Below are 19,230 nucleotides of genomic sequence, written 5' to 3' on the forward strand. Positions count from 1 at the left end.
CCACGAGGTGCACAGTCATGCGCGCTCACCACACGCGCCGCGCCGTGCTCGGCGCAGCAATCGCCGCCGCCGGTACGGGAGTTCTGGCCGCCTGCTCCGACTCGTCGGGCACCGGCCACGGATCGACGAACCACGGCGGCAGCCCTCCGAAGGCGACGCCCAAGGCGACGCCGCAGGCCTATGTCGCCCCCGACGGCCCGGAGGGCTTCGTCTCCGCCGACGGCCCGGATGTCGTCGGGCGCGAGGAGGCACGGGACTCCGGCCCTGTCCGCACCTTCAAGCTGACCGCCACGGCCACCCGGCTGGAGCTGGGCGGCGGCCGGACGGTCAAGACGTGGGCGTACGGGGACCGGCTGCCGGGCAAGGAGGTCCGGCTCAAGGCCGGTGAGATCCTCTCGCTCTCCCTCGCCAACCACCTGCCGCAGGAGACCTCGCTGCACTGTCACGGCATCTCGATGCGCAACGACATGGACGGGGTGCCGGGTGTGACGCAGCAGCCGATCCGCCCGGGCGCGGAGTTCACGTACCGCTTCAAGGTCTCCAACCCGGGGACGTACTGGTTCCATCCGCACTCGGGTGTGCAGTTGGACCGCGGTATGTACGCCCCGCTGATCGTGGAGGACCCGAACGAGCCGATGTCGTACGACAAGGAGTGGGTCGTCCTCCTGGACGACTGGGTGGACGGGGTCGACGGCTCCACACCGGAGGCGGTCCTGGCAGAGCTGAACCACGGCAGGGCCGGACACTCGGGCGAGCACATGATGTCCATGGCACCCCCGGCCGGAAAGGCGAAAGGCCCATCGCGGGTCAGGAGAGGCGCGACCAGCAAGCTGCTCGGCGGCGAAGGGGGCGATGTCGCCTACCCGTACTACCTGATCAACGGGCGGATGCCGGACGACCCCGCGCAGTTCAGCGCCAAGCCCGGCGACCGCATCCGGCTGCGCATCATCAACGCCGGCGGTGAGACGGCCTTCCGGGTGGCGCTCGGCGGCCACAAGCTGACGGTCACCCACACCGACGGCTTCCCCGTCCGCCCCACCAAGACCGATTCCCTGCTCGTGGGCATGGGCGAGCGGTACGACGTGATGGTCACCGCCGGGGACGGGGTCTTTCCGCTCACCGCACTCGCCGAGGGAAAGAAGGCCTCGTCGATGGCCGTGCTGCGCACCGGCCGCGGGGCGCTCCCTGCGCCGTCCGTACGTCCGGCGGAGCTGAACCGGAAGGTGCTGTCGTCGGCCGCCCACCTCGAACCCGACGAGTCGGTGGCCCTGACCCGGCGCAGACCGGACCGCATCATGAGGATCAAGCTGACCGGTGGCATGAAGAAGTACGACTGGGCCTTCGACGAGAAGCCCTACTCCCCGGACCGGCTCTATCCGGTCCGCGCCCACGAGCGGGTCCGCATGGTGTTCATCAACACCACGGAGATGTGGCATCCCATCCATCTGCACGGCCACACCTTCGCCCTGGCGGGCATCAACGGGTCCGGCGCCCGCAAGGACACGACGGCGGTCCTGCCGCACCGCAAAGTGACCGTGGACTTCGACGCCGACAACCCGGGCCTGTGGATGCTGCACTGCCACAACATCTACCACTCCGAGTCCGGGATGATGACGACCGTCGCCTACCGCGCGTAGCCCTGGGGGGAGGGGCGGGGCCCCCGAACCCCCGCCCCGGGGACCTGGCTCGCCGGGATTCGGTCCCACGCACACTCTCGCCGGTGGGCATGGGGTGGCACTCACCACACGACGGAGACATCGCGTCAGAGAGACGATTACACTGGGCCGCGTGCCTCAACTACGCCTCGCTCTGAATCAGATCGACTCGACCGTCGGCGATCTCGCCGGCAACGCCGAGGCGGTCGTGCACTGGACCCGGCACTCCGCCGAGCAGGGGGCGCATCTCGTCGCCTTCCCCGAGATGGTGCTGACCGGCTATCCCGTCGAGGACCTGGCCCTGCGGTCGTCGTTCGTCGAAGCGTCCCGGGCCGCCCTGCGCGCGCTCGCCGTACGCCTGGACGACGAAGGCTTCGGCGAGCTGCCGGTCATCGTCGGCTATCTCGACCGTTCCGAGCGGGCCCAGCCCCGCTACGGCCAGCCCGCCGGGTCGCCGCAGAACGCAGCCGCCGTGCTGCACCGCGGTGAGGTGGTGCTCAGCTTCGCCAAGCACCATCTGCCCAACTACGGCGTCTTCGACGAGTTCCGCTACTTCGTGCCCGGCGACACCATGCCGGTGATCCGCGTGCACGGCGTCGACGTGGCGCTCGCGATCTGCGAGGACCTCTGGCAGGACGGTGGCCGTGTCCCGGCCACCCGGTCCGCCGCGGCCGGGCTGCTGGTCTCCGTCAACGCCTCGCCGTACGAGCAGAACAAGGACGACACCCGGCTCGAGCTGGTGCGCAAGCGCGCCCAGGAGGCCGGGTGCACCACCGCGTATCTCGCCATGATCGGCGGGCAGGACGAGCTGGTCTTCGACGGCGACTCGATCGTCGTCGACGCGGACGGCGAAGTCGTCGCCCGCGCCCCGCAGTTCGCGGAGGGCTGCATCGTCCTCGATCTGGAGCTGCCGGCCGCCGGTGACGTACCTGCGGGCGTGGTCGACGACGGGCTGCGGATCGAGCATGTCGTGCTCTCCGAGGAGCCGCTGCCGGCGTACGAGGCGGAGCTCGCCGGCGGTTACGCCGACCGGCTCGACGACGACGAGGAGGTGTACTCCGCGCTGGTCGTGGGCCTGCGCGCGTACGCGGCCAAGAACGGCTTCCGGTCCGTGCTGATCGGGCTCTCCGGCGGTATCGACTCCGCGCTGGTGGCGGCGATCGCCTGCGACGCCCTCGGCGCGCAGAACGTGTACGGCATCTCCATGCCGTCCAAGTACTCCTCGGACCACTCCAAGGGCGACGCGGCCGAGCTGGCCCGCCGCACCGGGCTCAACTTCCGCACCGTACCGATCGAGCCAATGTTCGACGCGTACATGGACGCGCTCCAGCTGACCGGTCTCGCCGAGGAGAACCTCCAGTCGCGGCTGCGCGGCACGACACTGATGGCCGTCTCCAACCAGGAGGGCCACATCGTGCTCGCGCCGGGCAACAAGTCCGAGCTGGCGGTGGGCTATTCGACGCTGTACGGCGATTCGGTCGGCGCGTACGGGCCGATCAAGGACGTCTACAAGACGACGGTCTTCCGGCTCGCGAAGTGGCGGAACCGGGCGGCGGAGGAGCGCGGCCAGACCCCGCCGATCCCCGAGGCCTCCATCACCAAGCCGCCGAGCGCGGAGCTGCGCCCCGGCCAGGTCGACACCGACTCGCTGCCGGACTACGACGTACTGGACCGGATCCTGGAGCTGTACGTCGACCGGGACCAGGGCAAGGACGCGATCGTCGCGGCCGGCTTCGACGAGGAGCTGGTGGCGAAGACACTGCGGATGGTGGACACGGCGGAGTACAAGCGGCGCCAGTACCCGCCGGGCACCAAGATCTCGGCGAAGGGCTTCGGCAAGGACCGGCGGCTGCCGATCACGAACCGCTGGCGGGAGACGACGAGCGGCTGAGTTCCGGCTCCGCGGTACGGGGGCTTCCTGCGGCGATCACGCGGGAGGCCCCCTTTGTCGTGGCCCGCCCGTCCAGGCCGTCCAGGCCGTCCACGCCGTCCCGGCCGCCCCGGTCGAGGAGGCCCGCCGTCACCGCGATCGCCAAGCCGGCGGCGGCGAGGACCGCGCCGACGACAGCCGGTGAGGTCCAGCCCCAGCCCGCTGCGATGGCCGCGCCGCCGAGCCAGGCGCCGCCCGCGTTGGCGAGGTTGAACGCCGAGTGGTTCGAGGCGGAGGCGAGCGTCGGCGCGTCCTTCGCCTTGTTCATGACGAGCATCTGCAGCGGTGTGGTCGTCATGAATCCCACCGCGCCCAGCACCACCACCGTGACCAGGGCCGCCCACTGGATGTGCACGGTGAAGCGGAAGGCGACCAGCACGAGCGCGAGGGCAGCCAGCGAGCCGTACAGCGTGGGGCGCAGCGCCCGGTCGGTCAGCGGTCCCGCGGCCAGCGCGCCGAGCGTCATGCCGATGCCGAAGAGCGCGAGGACCAGCGTCACCGAGGACTCGCCGAAGCCCATCACCTCGGTCGTCATGGAGGCGAGGTAGGAGTACACCGCGAAGACGCCGGCGAAGCCGAAGACCGCGGTGAGCAGTCCGAGCAGCACCTGCCGGTTGCCCAGTGCGCGCAGCTCGCGGCCCACGCTCTGGTGCGCGTCGACGGGTACGTACGGAACGAGGCGGGCGAGCGCGGCCATCGCGACCAGGCCGATCACGGTGACGACCAGGAAGGTGGCCCGCCAGCCGAGGTTCTGGCCGAGCAGAGTGGCCGCCGGTACGCCGACGATATTGGCGACCGTGAGGCCGAGGAACATCGTCGCCACGGCCCGCGCCTGGCGCCCGTCCGCGACCAGCCGCGCGGCGACGACCGCGCCGACGCCGAAGAACGCGCCGTGCGGCAGCCCGGCGAGCACGCGACCGGCGATCAGCCAGCCGAAGCCGGGCGCGAGGGCTGAGGCGAGGTTGCCGACGACGAAGAGCGCCATCAGCAGCAGGAGCATCCGCTTGCGCGGTATGCGGGAGCCGAGGGCGGTGAGCAGCGGTGCGCCGATGACGACGCCGATCGCGTACGCGGAGACGAGGTAACCCGCCGTGGGTACGGAGGTGTTGAGGTCGTCCGCGACATTGGGCAGCAGGCCCATCATCACGAACTCGGTGGTGCCGATACCGAAGGCGGAGACGGCGAGCGCGAGCAGCGCGAGCGGCATGGAGTGCCCTTCCGAGGTTAGTTCTCCTTCTGAACAAATGCTCGCACGCGGATTGTTCCGCCCGGTGAACGGGTGGTTGCCGTCACATAGCTGGGGCTCCGCCCCCAGACCCCCGCGCCTCGAACGCCGACGAGGATGGATCCGAGGGGAGGTCACATCTTTATGCGCGCCGCGATCGGCAAGTGGTCGCTGTCGGTCTGCGGCAGCGTCCAGGAGGAGACCGGCTCGACACCCTTCACCATGATCTGGTCGATGCGCGCCATCGGGAACGCCGCGGGCCAGCTGAAGCCGAAGCCGTCGCCCGCCGCGCCCTGAGTGGAGCGCATCTGGGAAGTGACGGCGTTCAGCGAGCGGTCGTTCATCGTGCCGTTGAGGTCGCCGAGCAGCACGACCTTGCCGTGCTGCTCGTGGGCGATCGCCTCGCCGAGCGCGTCCGCGCTGTTGTCCCGCTGGTTGGCGGTGAAGCCGGAGTTGAGCTTGACGCGTACGGACGGCATATGGGCCACATACACCGCGACCTCTCCCTCGGGCGTCGTCACCGTGGAGCGCATGGCGCGGGTCCAGCCCAGCCGGATGTTGACGGGCTGTGTGTCGCTCATCGGGAACTTGCTCCACAGCCCGACGGTGCCCTGCACCGAGTGGTACTTGTACGTCCCGGCCAAGGCCTCTTCATACGTGGCGACCTGACCGGCCGGCAGCTCCTGCAGCGCGAGTACGTCCGCGCCCGAGGCGGCGACGTCCTTGGCCGTGCGCTGCGGGTCCGGATTGTCGGCGTTGACGTTGTGCGTGGCGACGGTCAGATCGCCGCCGCTGCCCGACTTCTCGGTGTGCAGCCCGCCGAAGAGATTGAGCCAGACAACGGCCGGCACCAGCAGGGCGATCAGCGCGGTGGCCGAGCGCCGCAGCAGCGCCACGACGAGGATCACCGGGATGAAGATCCCCAGCCATGGCAGAAAGGTCTCGGTGAGGCTGCCCAGGTTGCCGATCCGGTTCGGGATCTGCGCGTGGAAGCTCATCAGCAGGGCGAGGAGTACGGCGACGGCCGCGAGAGCGATACCGCGCTGCCAGATGCCGGGGTCACCGCGCCAGCGGTCGAGCAGGCTCCGGACCCGGGATCCGGTAGGCCGGTTCGCCGGGCCGCCGTTCCCGGTCTCCGTCATTTCCGCCTGCGCCATGGAGCTGTCCTCACTGCCTTGCCGTCACGCCGTCCTCGCCGTTGACCCTAGGGGATGACGGGTGATTTCCCTGCCGTCGCCGGACGGCCGTACTGCCTCGATGACGACAGGGCAGCGCGCGGGGTTCCGGTCCACGGCCCGGGCAGGGACGCTGTGACAGAACCCGCACACTTCGGACTGGGCGGAAAAGTGGCTGTTCAGCGGGGCGGGCGCACACCGTCCAGCACCGCGTCGACGAGCCGCTCCGCGCTGCCCTCGCCGGGCGTCCCGTGCGGCCGCAGCACGGTCCGTACCAGCATCGGGCCGACAAAGAGATCGCCGAGCAGCTCGAAGTCGAGGTCGGCCCGGATCTCGCCGTTCGCGATCCCGCGCCGCAGCACCTTGTTCATCAGCTGCCGGCGCGGGAGTACCGAGGTGCGGTGGTACATGTCCCACAGCTTGGGATAGCTCTGCATCTGCGCGAAGACGTTGTGCAGCAGGGCCGAAGAGCGTTTGGCCAGGCCGCGCTGCCGCAGCATCTCGATCATCGCGACCAGATCGTCGCGGACCGAGGTGCCGGGCAGCGGCGGGTCCACCGGTTCCATCGAGCGGACGACATCGACGAAGATGGCCTCCTTGCCCTCCCAGCGGCGGTAGATGGTGGCCTTGCCGACTCCGGCGGTGCGGGCGATGCGCTCTATGGAGAGTTCCGAGAGGGGTACGCCCTCTTCGAGGAGATGCACCACGGCCTCGACGATCGAACGCTCGACGGCCTCGCTGCGGGGCCGACCGCGCCGCGCCGGGGAGGAGGAGGAGCCGGCCGGCCCGGGCCCCGATACGGAGGCGGACGCCGCGCCGGAGACGCCCGGCACCGGGGCCACCCCGGACGCCGAAGCCGCTGCGGCCGACCCCGTGTCGCGGGGCGTGCTGTCGCGACGGGCGGCGGGATCGGCATTGCGGCCGCGGTTGTCCTGGTGGTCGCTCACCGGCACGTCCGGTCCGCCTCTCGTCATCGTCATCGCCCGCTGACGGGCAGCGCCCGCCCCGGAGCACCTTCGGCACTCTCCCGTTCCGGCTCGGGATCTCCGTTGGGCAGGAAGACCGCCACCACCAGCGCGCCGATCAGTGCCACACCCGTCGAGACCATCGCCGTCAGATGCATCGCGTGCAGGAACGCCTCGTTCGCCGGGCCGATCAGCGCCTTGCCCGCCGGGCCGAGTCTCTCCGCAGCCGCGAGCGTCGACTCGATCGATTCACCCGCGGCCTGGCGGGCGCTGCTCGGGACCACTGAGAGGTGCCCCTCGATCGCCCCCCGGTACTGCGTGGACAGCAGCGAACCGAGCACCGCGACACCCAGTGCCCCACCGACCTGGCGGAAGGTGTTGCTGACCGCCGAGCCGGACCCCGCCTTCTCGCGGGGCAGCGACTGCATCACCGAGACCGTCACCGGGGGCGTGATGAGCGCCATCGCTGTGCCCTGCACCAAGAGGACCACTTCGATCCCCCACACCGGGGTCGCGGCATCGAACATCACGAAAGCGCCCAGCACCATTGCGACCAGCAGCATGCCGACCGTGCACACCGTCCGCGCCCCGAACCGGTCGACGATCAGCCGTGCGCGCAGCGAGACGACCATCTGCGCCACGGCCAGCGGCAGAATGAGCAGGCCCGCTTGCAGCGGGCCGTAGCCGCGCACGCTCTGCAGATAGAACGCGGAGAAGAAGGTCACGCCCGTCAGCGCGAAGAAGACCAGCGCGATCGCGGTGACCGCCGCCGCGAAGGCCGGCCTCTTGAAGTACGTGAGGTCGATGGCCGGATGGTCGCTGCGCCACTCGTGGAGTACGAAGCAGACGAGTACCACCAGACCGCCCAGCATCGGCAGCAGCACGGACGGCGCCGAGAAGTCCGCCAGCTCGCCGCCGCGGATGATGCCGTACACCAGCAGGATCAGCCCGATGACGGACATCACTACGCCGAGCGGGTCCATACGCCCGGGGTTCGGGTCTCTGGAATCCGGCAGGAGCAGCGCCATCGCGATCAGCGCGACGACCACGACAGGCACGTTGATCAGGAAGATCGAGCCCCACCAGAAGCGCTCGATGAGCAGCCCGCCGGTGATCGGGCCGATGGCCATGCCGACGCCGACGCTGCCCGCCCAGATGCCGATGGCCCTGGGCTGCTCGTGGCGCTCGAACACGTCCATCACTACGGCGAGGGTCGCCGGCATCACGAAGGCCCCGCCGAAGCCCATCACCGCGCGGTACGCGACCAGCTCGCCGGGCGAGCCGGAGAACGCCGCGAGGGCCGAGCCGACGCCGAAGACGGCGACGCCGAAGAGCAGCACCTTCTTGCGGCCGATGCGGTCGCCGAGGAGACCCGCGGTGAAGAGAAGTCCGGCGAAGACGAGCGTGTAGGAGTTGATCGCCCACTCCAGCTGGCTCTGGGTGGCGCCGATGCCGGTGGGCTCGGGGCCGGAGATCGTCTTGACGGCCACATTCAGGATCGAGTTGTCCAGCACGACGATGAGCAGGCTGAACATCAGGACCGTGAGGATCGCCCAGCGGCGGCGGTGGACGGCTTCGGGCAGGCGGGGAGCGGCAGGTGTGCCGGACTCTGTCGACATGGACCTCAGCCTGCCTATTCCGATACGAGACCGTCTCGTATAGGAACACACTCTAGCGAACGGACGGGTCCCCTTCCGCCGGAGCGGCACGAGGTGCCACCATGTAGGGGATCCGGGGACGCCGTCAGGGCGCCTCGAGATGACGAAGGAGCCGTTGAGCCATGACGCTTCAGGCTGCCCCGAAGCCCTCCGACAGCAGCAAGGCGCTGTACGGCGGCAAGGGCACTCGCCGTATCTCCGTCCACGACATCACCGCCGCCAAGGAGCGCGGTGAGAAGTGGCCCATGCTTACCGCCTATGACGCGATGACCGCGTCCGTCTTCGACGAGGCCGGTATCCCGGTCGTACTCGTCGGCGACTCCATGGGCAACTGCCATCTCGGCTACGAGACCACCGTGCCGGTCACGATGGACGAGATGACGCTGCTGTCCGCCGCCGTCGTACGGGGCACCAAGCGCGCCCTCGTCGTCGGCGACCTCCCCTTCGGCTCGTACCAGGAAGGCCCCGTCCAGGCCCTGCGCAATGCCACCCGGCTGGTCAAGGACGCGGGCGTCGGCGCGGTCAAGCTGGAGGGCGGCGAGCGCTCGCTCGGCCAGACCGAGCTGCTGGTCCAGGCCGGCATCCCGGTCATGTCGCACCTCGGCCTGACTCCGCAGTCCGTCAACACCATGGGCTACCGGGTGCAGGGCCGCGGTAACGAGGATGCGCACCGGCTGCTGCGCGACGCCAAGGCGGCACAGGACGCCGGCGCCTTCGCGGTCGTGCTGGAACTCGTACCGGCCGAGCTGGCCGCCGAGGTCACCCGCAGCCTGCAGATCCCGACCATCGGCATCGGCGCGGGACCCGACACGGACGCTCAGGTCCTCGTCTGGACCGACATGGCGGGCCTTACGGGCGGGAAGGTGCCGCGCTTCACCAAGCAGTACGCCAACCTCCGCCAGACGCTCGGCGACGCCGCCCGCGAGTTCGCCGAGGATGTCGTCGGCGGAGCGTTCCCGCAGGAGGAGCACACCTTCCACTGACCACCTCCGGTACAGACGACAGCCCGCCGATCATCCCCCGTCGGCGGGCTGTCGGCATGAGTGCCCCGGGGAGCCCCGGCGCGCCTGATCCCCCGCACTCCGAACAGCCCCTCCGACCTGCCATTTCCGCGGCGTCGCCGACTTGTCGGCCATGTGTCGGCAGCTTGTCGGCGGCCTGTCGGCGAGGCCCGGCACCGTTGACGGCATGACGCGAATCGACAAGAACCCCAACGGCGGCACGGGCAACGCCGTCGAGGTGCGGGGGCTGGTCAAGCACTACGGCGAGACCAAAGCGCTGGACGGCGTGGACCTGGATGTCCGCGAAGGCACCGTCCTCGGTGTCCTCGGCCCCAACGGCGCCGGCAAGACCACTCTCGTACGCTGCCTCTCCACGCTCGTCGCCCCGGACGCCGGCCATGCCACGGTCGCCGGCTTCGACGTGGTGAAGCAGCCCCGGCAGCTGCGCCGCACCATCGGCCTCACCGGCCAGTACGCCTCGGTCGACGAGAAGCTCTCCGGCTGGGAGAACCTCTACATGATCGGGCGGCTGCTCGATCTGTCCCGCAAGGACGCCCGCAGGCGTGCCGACGAGATGCTGGAGCGCTTCTCGCTCACCGAGGCCGCGAAGCGGCCCGCACTGCAGTACTCCGGCGGTATGCGCCGCCGGCTCGACCTGGCCGCCTCGATGATCGGGCAGCCGGCCGTGCTCTATCTGGACGAGCCGACGACGGGCCTCGACCCCCGTACCCGTAACGAGGTCTGGGACGAGGTGCAGCGGATGGTCGCGGAGGGGGCGACCGTGCTGCTCACCACCCAGTACATGGAAGAGGCCGAGCAGCTCGCGAGCGAGCTCACGGTCATCGACCGCGGGCGGGTCATCGCCAACGGCAAGGTGGACGAGCTCAAGGCGAAGGTCGGCGGACGCACCCTGCAGATCCGGCCGACCGATCCGGCGCAACTGCCCGCGATGGCCCGTGCGCTGGGCGAGTCTGGACTCGACGGGATCGCCGGTGCGACGGTCGTGCCCGACGACGGTCTGCTGTACATCCCAATTCTCAGCGATGAGCAACTGACGGCTGTGGTCGGGCTGTTGGGCTCGCGCGGCTTCGGCATCGCGCACATCGGCACCCATCTGCCCAGCCTGGACGAAGTGTTCCTGGCGATCACCGGCGAGAAGACCACATTGCCGGCAGGGTCTGACACGCTTCCCGAGGAGGTCGCCGCATGAGTACGGCAACTGCCACCACCACCGCTCAGTCGCCCGCGCCCGCCCCGGTGCGGAGCGCGCCGGCCGGCGAGGGCCGGATCGGCCTGCGGGCCAATCTCCGGCACATCGGCGCGCTGGTGCGCCGCAACGCGCTGCAGATCAAGCAGGACCCGGAGTCGATGTTCGACGCCGTACTGATGCCGATCGTCTTCACGCTGCTGTTCGTGTACGTCTTCGGCGGTGCGATCTCCGGCAAGGGCAACCAGCAGGAGTACGTCAACTACGTGATCCCCGGTCTGATGGCGATGCAGGGCATGAACATCGCCATGGCCGTCGGCACCGGCGTCAACGACGACTTCAAGAAGGGCGTGATGGACCGCTTCCGGTCCATGCCGATCGCCCGCTCCTCCGTCCTCATCGCGAAGATCGTGGTCGAGGTCGGCCGGATGCTGGTGGCCACGACCATCCTGCTCGCCATGGGCTTCCTGCTCGGCCTGGAGATCCACACCTCGGTCCTCGAACTGTTCGCGGCGGTCGGCCTGTCCATGGTCTTCGGCGCCTCGCTGATGTGGATCTTCATTCTGCTCGGTCTCACCATGAAGACGGCCCAGGCCGTCCAGGGAGTGGCCATGCTCGTCCTGATGCCTCTCCAGTTCGGTTCGTCGATCTTCGCCCCGCCGACCACGATGCCCGGCTGGCTGCAGAGCTTCACCGACTACAACCCGCTGTCCAACCTCGCGGACGCGGCCCGGAGTCTGATCAACGGCGGTCCGGTCGCCCACTCGGTGTGGATGACGCTCGGCTGGGCGGCGCTGATCACCCTGGTCACAGCGCCGCTCGCGGTCGCCAAGTTCCGCAAGAAGACCTGATCCCGACATGGGGTCACACGAGGGCGGCTGCCTCCTCGATGGTGAGGCTGCCGCCCTCGGCGTATGCGGACTCGTACGCCGCGTCCCCGAGGACGGCGCGCACGGCCGCCTCGGCATCGGCCCGGTTCTCCCGCTCGTACTTGGGCGCGAAATGGCCGGCCGGCAGCATGCCGTCGGATGCTCCGATGATCCGGGCCGCGTCCCGCGCGCGCTCCGGTCGGCCCAGGGCCAACGCCCAGGCGACGGTCACCATGTGCATCGAGGGCATCTGCGGAGCGACCATCAGGGTCAGCGGATCCTGCGCCTTGTCCAGCGCCGTGCACGCCCTGTCCAGCGACAGCTCGTACTCGCCGTCGAGAAGGTCCAGCCAGGCCAGGAAGCCGGTCACCATGCCCTCGAAGATCGCGAGGGTTCTGGACCGGAACTGCACCATCAGCAGCTCGATCTCCGCGCGGGCCTCCGGGATGCGATCGGTGCGGCCCAGCCACAGGGCGAGGATCATCCGGGCCGCGGCCGACGACTCGTTGTTCGCGCCCCCCTGCTCGGCCAGCACCTCACGGACGAGGGCCTCGCCCCGCTCACCCTCCCCCATCTCCACGAGGACGCCGGCGAGGCGGGAGCGCAGCACCGCCGTCTGGGCCTGGGCTCCGATCTGCTCCGCGTACCCGATGGCGGCCGTGAAGTCCTCGGCGGCGAGCGGGTACGCACCGCTGCGCTCCCGCGCCTCACCACGCGCGGACAGAGCCTCGGCCGTGCCCCAGAGATCTCCGAGCCGGGTGAAGATCTCCAGGGCCTCGTCGGCGTCGCGGGACGCGTCGCCCGTCCATTCGCTGCGGTTGGCGAGGACATTGGCCCGTGCCTGGAGCGAGGCGGCGAGCTCCCACTCGTATCCGTACGCGCGGCAGGCCGCGATGCTCTCGTCGAGCAGATTCCTGAGCTGCTCACCGCCCCCGGTCAGCAGAACGGCGAAGAACCAGAGCGAGCCCGGAGGCCGGCAGGTCTGCGGCAGCCCCGGCCGGTAGACCTTGGTGACCACGCGCAGCCGGTCCAGCTTCTCCGGCGTGGCCCACTCGTCCATGTCGTAGTCCATGAAGAGCATCAGAAGCAGCGCGGCACCGCGCCGGGCCTCCTGGAGCAGCTCGGGCGACATGGGCGGCGGTGCGTCCGTGAACCGTTCGGTGATCGGCGGGGCGGGCTCGACGGGCGGCGTGAAGGGGTCGGGGCCGAGCTCGCCCGCGGCCATGGCCCAGTGCCGGGCCTCGGTGCGCAGATCCCGCATCTGCCAGTACCAGGACAGACAGAGGACGAGGCAGAGCGCCTCGTGCTCGTCGCGGGCGGCGACGGCGCGGCGGAGCGCGGTGCGCAGATTCTCGTACTCGAGCTGGAACCGGTCGACGGCGGCGCGCTGCCCGTGGCCGCGCAGGAGGGGGTCGGTGGTACGGGCGAACTCCCGGTAGTGGACAAGGTGCTGGTGCTCGACGGCGGGGCGCTCGCCGGCCTCGTCGAGGCGTTCGGCGGCGTACTCGCCGACGGTCTCCAGAAGCCGGTAACGCATCTCGCCGTCGGGGGCGGGCGCGGCGACGACGAGGGACTTGTCGATGAGTGAGCCAAGGGCGTCGGCGACGTCGAGCCCGCCCGGGTCGGCGCACACGTCCTCGGCGGCCGGGAGGTCGCTGCCGCCGGCGAACACCGACAGCCGTCGCAGAACGGCGCGTTCGGGGTCCTCCAGGAGGTCCCAGGACCAGTCGACGACGGCACGGAGTGTCTGCTGGCGCGGCAGTAGGGTGCGGCTGCCGCTGGTCAGCAGGCGGAAGCGGTCGTCCAGGCGGTCGGCGATCTGGCGCGGGGTGAGCATCCGCAGCCGGGCGGCGGCGAGTTCGATGGCGAGCGGCAGTCCGTCGAGACGACGGCAGATCTCGGCGGCCGCGGCGGCGGTGGCCTCATCGGCGTCGATACGGAAACCGGGCCTGGCCGCCGCGCCCCGCTCGGCGAGCAGCCGCAGCGCCATCGGATCCGGCAGCGGATCGACCGGCCGCACCAACTCGCCGGGAACACCCAGCGGTTCCCGGCTGGTGGCCAGGACGGTAAGGCCGGGGCAGCTCTCCAGCAGCCGCTCGGCCAGGGTGGCTGCGGCGCCGATGACGTGCTCGCAGTTGTCGAGGAGCAGCAGCATGCGCCGACGTGAGCAGTGCTCTGCCAGCCGTACGAGGGCGTCGTCGGCGTATCCCTCGGCGGCCCGCATCTCCTCCGCGCGCGCGCCGCGCAGCACGGTCTCCCGGGCGCCGAGCGCGGTGAGGACGGCCTCGGGGACGGTCTCCGGATCGTCCACGGGCGCGAGTTCGGCGAGCCAGACCCCGTCCGGCCACGGGCTCCGCGCGTCGGCCGTGACCCGCTCGGCGGCCTCCTGCGAGAGCCGGGTCTTCCCGGCACCGCCGGGCCCGAGCAGGGTGACGAGGCGGGCGCGGCCGAGGTCTCCGTGGATGGTGGCGATATCGGCCTCGCGCCCGACGAAGGAGGTGAGCCGGGCACGCAGATTGCCGGGGCGGGCCTCCCCCCGCTCCAGGGCCGTGCCCAAGGATGCTTCATCGCGGAGCGGGGTCTCGGGCTGCGTCGGGAGCGGGGCCCGGCGCGCAGCCCCCGTCCCCAAAAGGGGCGGGGCCGGGGAGTGACCGCGTCGCGAGCCCGTTCCGGTCCCGGCTTCGGAAAGATCCGGTCTCAGCAACTCCGCGTGCAGCGCCCGCAGTTCACGGCCCGGGTCCGCGCCCAGGCTGTCCGCGAGATCCGCGCGTACCCCCTCGTACGCCGCCAGCGCCTCGGCCGCGCGGCCCGCGTCCCGCAGTGCCCGGATCCGCAGCGCCTGCAGCGGCTCGTCCATCGGATGGTCCTCGCACAGCGCGACCAGCTCCGGCAGCGCCTCCTCCGCCCGGCCCAGCGCGAGCGCGGCCGCCAGACGTGAGCGGCGGGCGTCCAGTCGGCGGGCCTCCCAACGCGCCGCCTCCGCCGTGCGGTCGGGCAGATCGGCGAGCACCGGCCCCTGCCAGAGCGCGAGCGCGTCGTCGAGCAGCGCCGCGGCCTTCACCGCGTCGCCCTCGTCCAGCGCCCGCGCCCCCTCCCCCGCGAGACGGTCGAAACGGTGCAGGTCCACATCCTCGCTGTCCGCGCACAGCCGGTAGCCGCCGCCGTCCGCCGAGGCCACCGCGGCGTGCCCCAGCGCCCGCCGCAGCCGCCCGACGAGCGCCTGCACCGCGCCCACCGCGTCGGCCGGCGGGTCGCCGTCCCACACCTCGTCGACCAGGAGGCCGACCGGGACCGTACGCCCGGGCCGCAACGCCAGCACGGCCAGTAGCGCACGCAGCCGCGCGCCACCGAGCGCGACGGGTGTGCCGTCGTCGTGAAGTGCCTGAGTGGTACCGAGAACCCGATAGTGCACCCGTCCATTGTCACCGGTGCGGAGCGGAGCCCGTACAGCAGGAACCCGGGCGTACGCGTGGGACGTTCTCCCCACGCCACCGGTACGGTCGACACGCATGCCCGCCACGTCTCCAGGAGCCGCACCCATGACCACCGCGACCTCACGCCACAGCGACCGGCGGATCAGTCCCGTATTCCTCGGGATCGTCGCCGTGATGGCGGTGACGGGCTGGGCGGTGTGGACGGACTTCGCGTCGAGCCCGGGTGTGGCCGTCTTCCTCTTCGTCACCTCGGCGTGGATCGTCTCGCTCTGTCTGCACGAGTACGCGCACGCCCGCACCGCGCTGCACGGCGGCGACATCACCATCGGCGCGAAGGGTTACTTGGCCCTCAACCCGCTCAAGTACACGCACGCGTTGCTGAGCATCGTGCTGCCCGTACTGTTCGTGATCATGGGGGGTATCGGCCTCCCCGGCGGCGCGGTCTTCATCGAGCGGGGCCGGATCAAGGGACGTTGGAAGCACAGTGTGATCTCGGCGGCCGGACCACTGACGAACGCGCTGTTCGCGATCGTGTGCACCGCGCCGTTCTGGCTGGGCGCGCTGGACGGGGTGCCGCTGGTCTTCCGGTTCGCGCTCGCGTTCCTCGCGCTGCTGCAGCTCACCGCCGCGATCCTGAACTTCCTGCCGGTGCCGGGCCTCGACGGCTACGGCGTGATCGAGCCGTGGCTCTCGTACAAGATCCGCCGCCAGGTCGAGCCGTACGCGCCCTTCGGTCTGCTCGCCGTCTTCGGCATCCTCTTCATCCCCGAGGTGAACCACGCGTTCTTCGACGCGATCGACGCGATCCTGCGGGGGCTGGGTGTCGGCCAGGCGGAGACGTACTGCGGTCAGGACTTCTACCGCTTCTGGAGCGAGCGGAACCCGGTCTGCGACTCGATCGCCAGTCAGTAGGCCCGACCGCCGGTAGGTCCGTCAGCCGGCCGCCTGGTCGGTCGGCCTGGTCGGTCGGCCTGGTCGGTCGGTCGGTCGGTCGGTCGGTCGGTCGGTCGGTCGGTCGGTCGGCGGCAGCCCTACTCGCCGGCCCCGCGGGCAGCCTTCGCCCGGCGCAGGTAGTACCAGGCCATGTTCGAGGAGAGCCCGGCGAGCAGCACCCACACGATCCCGAGCCAGCTGCCCTGCACGAAGGACACCACGGCCGCGACAACGGCGAGGGCGCAGACGACGAGGGAGTACAGAGCGAGGCGGGGCATGGGGTACGGCTCCTGTCGGGGTGTTGTACGTCCCGACCAGTGTCCCCCATGCCCCGCCATGCCCGCCGACGCCTACACGTCGGTGACGCGCAGACCCGCGTGTGCCTTGTAGCGGCGGTTCACCGAGATCAGATTGGCGACCAGCGACTCCACCTGGTGGGCGCCTCGCAGCCGGCCCGCGAAGACTCCGCGCATGCCCGGGATACGGCCGGCCAGCGCCTGCACGATGTCGGTGTCGGCGCGCGCCTCGCCCAGGACCATCACATCGGTGTCGATCTCCTCGATCGACGCGTCCTGGAGCAGTACGGCGGACAGATGGTGGAAGGCCGCGGTGACCCGCGAGTCGGGCAGCAGGGCGGCGGCCTGCTCGGCGGCGCTGCCCTCCTCCGGCTTCAGCGCGTACGCGCCCTTCTTGTCGAAGCCGAGCGGGTTGACACAGTCGACGACGAGCTTGCCCGCGAGCTCCTTCTGCAGCGCCTCAAGAGTCTTGGCGTGCCCTTCCCACGGCACCGCCACGATCACGACATCGCTGCGCCGCGCGCACTCGGCGTTGTCGGCGCCCTCGATGCCGAGGCCGAGCTCCGTGGCCGCCGTCTCGGCGCGCTCCACGGCCCGGGACCCGATGATCACCTTCTGCCCGGCCCTGGCCAGCCGGTACGCGAGCCCGCGCCCCTGGTCGCCGGTGCCGCCGAGGACGCCGACGATCAGGCCGGATACGTCGGGGAGGTCCCAGGGGTCCTTGGCCGGGGCCTTCGCGGTGCCCGCACTGTCAGTAGAAGTCATGAGCCCGACTTTACTTGCCGGTATCGGCTCCCGATCGGGTGAGGCGGTGCCAACCGGGCCCCACCGGGCGCGGTCGTGGGGCAGGATGCCGGGGCATGGATGCCGTACGCGTCGCGCTGCTGCGCGAAGTCCTGGCGGGTACGCAGTGGCCGGCGGCGACCCGGAGGTTCGCCGGCGTGCTGCGGTCCTCCGTGGTGCCGCAGGGCGGCAGGCTGCTGCTGGTGGGGACCGAGGAGTACGAGCCGTGGCATCTGTCCGCGCATCTCGTGGACGAGGCCGCGTGGTCCGGGCAGCCGGAGCTGACACCGACGCTCGTACGGCACCGGGTACGACCGGGGGACCCGGCACAGCTGGCCGTCGGGCTCGGCAGGCTGGAGGCGGCGCGACGCGGCGAGACCCTGCTGGTGGTGGCGCCCGCACGGCCGGACGCCGGGCTGCTCGAGCGGGTGCACGATGCGCGGCGGGCCGGGGCGACGGTGCTGGCGCTGGACGGCGGGGACCCGGAGGTGCACGGTCTCGCGCACGAGGCGCTGACGGTGACCGCGCAGGCCGACGAGGTCGACATCGACACCGTGCAGCACCTGGTCAGCGCTGCGACCGGGGAGAACAGCCTGCCCGCACAGCGCGGCCGGCGCCGGTTCCGGGACCGGCTCTCGCGCCTCGCCGACCAGCTGACCGCGCCGCCGCCGGCCCGCTGGTAGAGCCGGTACGCCGGAGCCGGTCGAAACCGGCCCGCTCCCCGAACACCGGAGGGGCTGAAGTCCTGCCCGTCCGGCGTTCGAGGACACGCCCGAACGGGCGTCCGGGGGCCTGCCCCGGTTCAGGGAAGGGGCCGGCAGGGAAGGGGCGGGCAGGGAAAGCGCCGCAGGCAGCCCGCGCCACCGGGCCGGGTGCCCCTGCGCGGGTCGTGGACGTACCGAACGGCCGGGCGCCCCTACGCGGGGTCGTCGCCGGACGGCGCGGACGTGTCGTGCCACTTCGGGTCGTTCTCCCACTCGAGATTGCGCTCACGCGCGATCTCCATCGCGTGCTCCGCCTCCTCGCGGGAGGGGTACGGTCCGAAGCGGTCCTTCGCCGGACACTCCGGGCCCTCTTCGACCTTCTTGTGCTCCAGGCAGTAGTACCACTCGCCCGGCTTTCCGACCGTGCGCTTCTTGAACAGGGCCATCGTCGGCTCCTTCCTATGGGGCCATGCTGCCCCATCGCCCCTGGTTAGACTCGCTGGCATGTCTGGCCAGTCGCTGCTCGTACCAGGGGAGCTCTCTCCCACCCGCTCCGTTCCCGGAAACATCCGGCGCCCCGAGTACGTCGGGAAGCCCGCGCCGACGCCGTACGCCGGGCCGGAGGTCCAGGACTCCGACACCGTCGAGCGGATGCGCGTCGCGGGTCGCATCGCCGCGCAGGCGATGGAGGAGGCCGCCAAGCACATCTCGCCCGGCGTGACCACGGACGAACTGGACCGGGTCGCGCACGAGTTCATGTGCGACCACGGCGCCTACCCCTCCACGCTCGGCTACCGCGGCTTCCCCAAGTCGCTCTGTTCCTCGGTGAACGAGGTGATCTGTCACGGGATCCCGGACTCCACCGTGCTGCGCGACGGCGACATCGTGAACCTCGACGTCACCGCGTACATCAACGGCGTGCACGGCGACAACAACGCCACCTACCTCTGCGGCGACGTCGACGAGGAGTCACGGCTGCTGGTGGAGCGGACCCGGGAGTCCCTCAACCGCGCCATCAAGGCGGTCAAGCCGGGGCGCCAGGTCAATGTCATCGGCCGGGTCATCGAGTCGTACGCCAAGCGCTTCGGCTACGGCGTCGTCCGTGACTTCACCGGGCACGGGATCAACTCGTCGTTCCACTCCGGGCTGATCATCCCGCACTACGACGCCGCGCACGCGACGACCGTCATCCAGCCCGGGATGACCTTCACGATCGAGCCGATGCTCACGCTCGGCACGCACGAGTACGACATGTGGGACGACGGCTGGACCGTGGTGACGAAGGACCGCAAGCGCACGGCGCAGTTCGAGCACACGCTGGTGGTGACGGAGAGCGGGGCCGAAATCCTCACCTTGCCGTGATCGCTGCGAGGCGTAGGGTTTTTACCGACAGGA

General features: G+C 70.8%; 16 protein-coding genes. 8 read left to right on the forward strand and 8 right to left on the reverse strand.

Annotation, left to right across the window (positions count from 1 at the left end; all coding sequences use genetic code 11):
* Positions 1-17 precede the first annotated feature (17 nt).
* Both AB0D12_RS01505 and AB0D12_RS01510 read left to right on the forward strand, forming a co-directional pair.
* Positions 18-1,637, forward strand: coding sequence for a multicopper oxidase family protein (locus AB0D12_RS01505; protein WP_362675864.1), 1,620 nt, complete (start codon positions 18-20; stop codon positions 1,635-1,637).
* A gap of 151 nt (positions 1,638-1,788) precedes the next feature.
* A complete protein-coding gene (locus AB0D12_RS01510; protein ID WP_362675866.1) occupies positions 1,789-3,546 on the forward strand; it encodes an NAD+ synthase in 1,758 nt (585 codons plus the stop codon).
* Here AB0D12_RS01510 and AB0D12_RS01515 read toward each other — a convergent pair.
* The 4 genes from AB0D12_RS01515 to AB0D12_RS01530 all read right to left on the reverse strand — a co-directional run bounded on the left by AB0D12_RS01515 (position 3,512) and on the right by AB0D12_RS01530 (position 8,569).
* A complete protein-coding gene (locus tag AB0D12_RS01515; protein ID WP_362675869.1) occupies positions 3,512-4,792 on the reverse strand; it encodes an MFS transporter in 1,281 nt (426 codons plus the stop codon). The two genes, AB0D12_RS01510 and AB0D12_RS01515, sit on opposite strands and share 35 nt — an antisense overlap.
* Positions 4,793-4,944: 152 nt before the next feature.
* On the reverse strand, positions 4,945-5,967 hold the full coding sequence (locus AB0D12_RS01520; protein ID WP_362675872.1) for an endonuclease/exonuclease/phosphatase family protein: 1,023 nt from the start codon (positions 5,965-5,967) through the stop codon (positions 4,945-4,947).
* Positions 5,968-6,164: 197 nt separating this feature from the next.
* Complete coding sequence (locus AB0D12_RS01525) at positions 6,165-6,827, reverse strand: TetR/AcrR family transcriptional regulator (RefSeq protein WP_362676363.1); 663 nt, start codon at positions 6,825-6,827, stop codon at positions 6,165-6,167.
* Positions 6,828-6,961: 134 nt separating this feature from the next.
* Positions 6,962-8,569 (reverse strand): DHA2 family efflux MFS transporter permease subunit, encoded by a 1,608-nt coding sequence (locus AB0D12_RS01530; RefSeq protein WP_362675875.1) that lies wholly within the window; start codon positions 8,567-8,569, stop codon positions 6,962-6,964.
* Between the two features lie 161 nt (positions 8,570-8,730).
* Here AB0D12_RS01530 and panB point away from each other — a divergent pair, with 161 nt between their 5' ends.
* The 3 genes from panB (at position 8,731) to AB0D12_RS01545 (ending at position 11,667) form a co-directional block, all read left to right on the forward strand.
* Positions 8,731-9,591, forward strand: a complete 861-nt coding sequence (panB, locus tag AB0D12_RS01535) for a 3-methyl-2-oxobutanoate hydroxymethyltransferase (RefSeq protein WP_362675878.1) — start codon at positions 8,731-8,733, stop codon at positions 9,589-9,591.
* Between the two features lie 205 nt (positions 9,592-9,796).
* Entirely contained in the window at positions 9,797-10,819 is a 1,023-nt protein-coding gene (locus AB0D12_RS01540; protein ID WP_362675881.1) for an ATP-binding cassette domain-containing protein, read from the forward strand.
* Positions 10,816-11,667: an ABC transporter permease gene (locus AB0D12_RS01545; protein WP_362675884.1), complete on the forward strand. Its 852-nt coding sequence runs from the start codon at positions 10,816-10,818 to the stop codon at positions 11,665-11,667. Before AB0D12_RS01540 ends, AB0D12_RS01545 begins: the two co-directional genes overlap by 4 nt.
* Before the next feature lie 13 nt (positions 11,668-11,680).
* On the opposite strand, the gene AB0D12_RS01550 is transcribed toward AB0D12_RS01545, so the two are convergent.
* Complete coding sequence (locus AB0D12_RS01550; RefSeq protein ID WP_362675886.1) at positions 11,681-15,097, reverse strand: BTAD domain-containing putative transcriptional regulator; 3,417 nt, start codon at positions 15,095-15,097, stop codon at positions 11,681-11,683.
* Positions 15,098-15,224: 127 nt separating this feature from the next.
* On the opposite strand from AB0D12_RS01550, the gene AB0D12_RS01555 reads away from it, so the two are divergent.
* A complete protein-coding gene (locus AB0D12_RS01555; protein WP_362675888.1) occupies positions 15,225-16,031 on the forward strand; it encodes a site-2 protease family protein in 807 nt (268 codons plus the stop codon).
* Positions 16,032-16,150: 119 nt separating this feature from the next.
* Here the strand turns inward: AB0D12_RS01555 and AB0D12_RS01560 are convergent, their stop codons facing one another.
* Both AB0D12_RS01560 and npdG read right to left on the reverse strand, forming a co-directional pair.
* A complete protein-coding gene (locus AB0D12_RS01560; protein WP_362675891.1) occupies positions 16,151-16,330 on the reverse strand; it encodes a hypothetical protein in 180 nt (59 codons plus the stop codon).
* A 72-nt stretch (positions 16,331-16,402) separates the two neighbouring features.
* The gene (npdG, locus tag AB0D12_RS01565; RefSeq protein ID WP_362675894.1) at positions 16,403-17,113 is read right to left on the reverse strand and encodes an NADPH-dependent F420 reductase; all 711 of its coding nucleotides are present in this window, start codon (positions 17,111-17,113) and stop codon (positions 16,403-16,405) included.
* Between the two features lie 95 nt (positions 17,114-17,208).
* On the opposite strand from npdG, the gene AB0D12_RS01570 reads away from it, so the two are divergent.
* Positions 17,209-17,814, forward strand: a complete 606-nt coding sequence (locus AB0D12_RS01570; protein ID WP_327323227.1) for a hypothetical protein — start codon at positions 17,209-17,211, stop codon at positions 17,812-17,814.
* A 233-nt stretch (positions 17,815-18,047) separates the two neighbouring features.
* Here the strand turns inward: AB0D12_RS01570 and AB0D12_RS01575 are convergent, their stop codons facing one another.
* Positions 18,048-18,281 (reverse strand): hypothetical protein, encoded by a 234-nt coding sequence (locus tag AB0D12_RS01575; RefSeq protein WP_362675897.1) that lies wholly within the window; start codon positions 18,279-18,281, stop codon positions 18,048-18,050.
* Between the two features lie 58 nt (positions 18,282-18,339).
* On the opposite strand from AB0D12_RS01575, the gene map reads away from it, so the two are divergent.
* Complete coding sequence (gene map / locus AB0D12_RS01580) at positions 18,340-19,197, forward strand: type I methionyl aminopeptidase (protein WP_362675900.1); 858 nt, start codon at positions 18,340-18,342, stop codon at positions 19,195-19,197.
* The last annotated feature ends 33 nt before the right edge of the window (positions 19,198-19,230 follow it).

Origin of the sequence: Streptomyces sp. NPDC048479, from assembly GCF_040651435.1 — a bacterium.
Taxonomy (GTDB): domain Bacteria; phylum Actinomycetota; class Actinomycetes; order Streptomycetales; family Streptomycetaceae; genus Streptomyces.

Coding starts and splice junctions, on each gene's coding strand:
- AB0D12_RS01505 (WP_362675864.1), top strand. CDS start 18: ATGCGCGCTCACCACACGCGCCGCGCCGTGCTCGGCGCAGCAATCGCC.
- AB0D12_RS01515 (WP_362675869.1), bottom strand. CDS start 4,792: ATGCCGCTCGCGCTGCTCGCGCTCGCCGTCTCCGCCTTCGGTATCGGC.
- AB0D12_RS01520 (WP_362675872.1), bottom strand. CDS start 5,967: ATGGCGCAGGCGGAAATGACGGAGACCGGGAACGGCGGCCCGGCGAAC.
- AB0D12_RS01530 (WP_362675875.1), bottom strand. CDS start 8,569: ATGTCGACAGAGTCCGGCACACCTGCCGCTCCCCGCCTGCCCGAAGCC.
- panB (WP_362675878.1), top strand. CDS start 8,731: ATGACGCTTCAGGCTGCCCCGAAGCCCTCCGACAGCAGCAAGGCGCTG.
- AB0D12_RS01540 (WP_362675881.1), top strand. CDS start 9,797: ATGACGCGAATCGACAAGAACCCCAACGGCGGCACGGGCAACGCCGTC.
- AB0D12_RS01545 (WP_362675884.1), top strand. CDS start 10,816: ATGAGTACGGCAACTGCCACCACCACCGCTCAGTCGCCCGCGCCCGCC.
- AB0D12_RS01555 (WP_362675888.1), top strand. CDS start 15,225: ATGACCACCGCGACCTCACGCCACAGCGACCGGCGGATCAGTCCCGTA.
- AB0D12_RS01560 (WP_362675891.1), bottom strand. CDS start 16,330: ATGCCCCGCCTCGCTCTGTACTCCCTCGTCGTCTGCGCCCTCGCCGTT.
- npdG (WP_362675894.1), bottom strand. CDS start 17,113: ATGACTTCTACTGACAGTGCGGGCACCGCGAAGGCCCCGGCCAAGGAC.
- AB0D12_RS01570 (WP_327323227.1), top strand. CDS start 17,209: ATGGATGCCGTACGCGTCGCGCTGCTGCGCGAAGTCCTGGCGGGTACG.
- AB0D12_RS01575 (WP_362675897.1), bottom strand. CDS start 18,281: ATGGCCCTGTTCAAGAAGCGCACGGTCGGAAAGCCGGGCGAGTGGTAC.
- map (WP_362675900.1), top strand. CDS start 18,340: ATGTCTGGCCAGTCGCTGCTCGTACCAGGGGAGCTCTCTCCCACCCGC.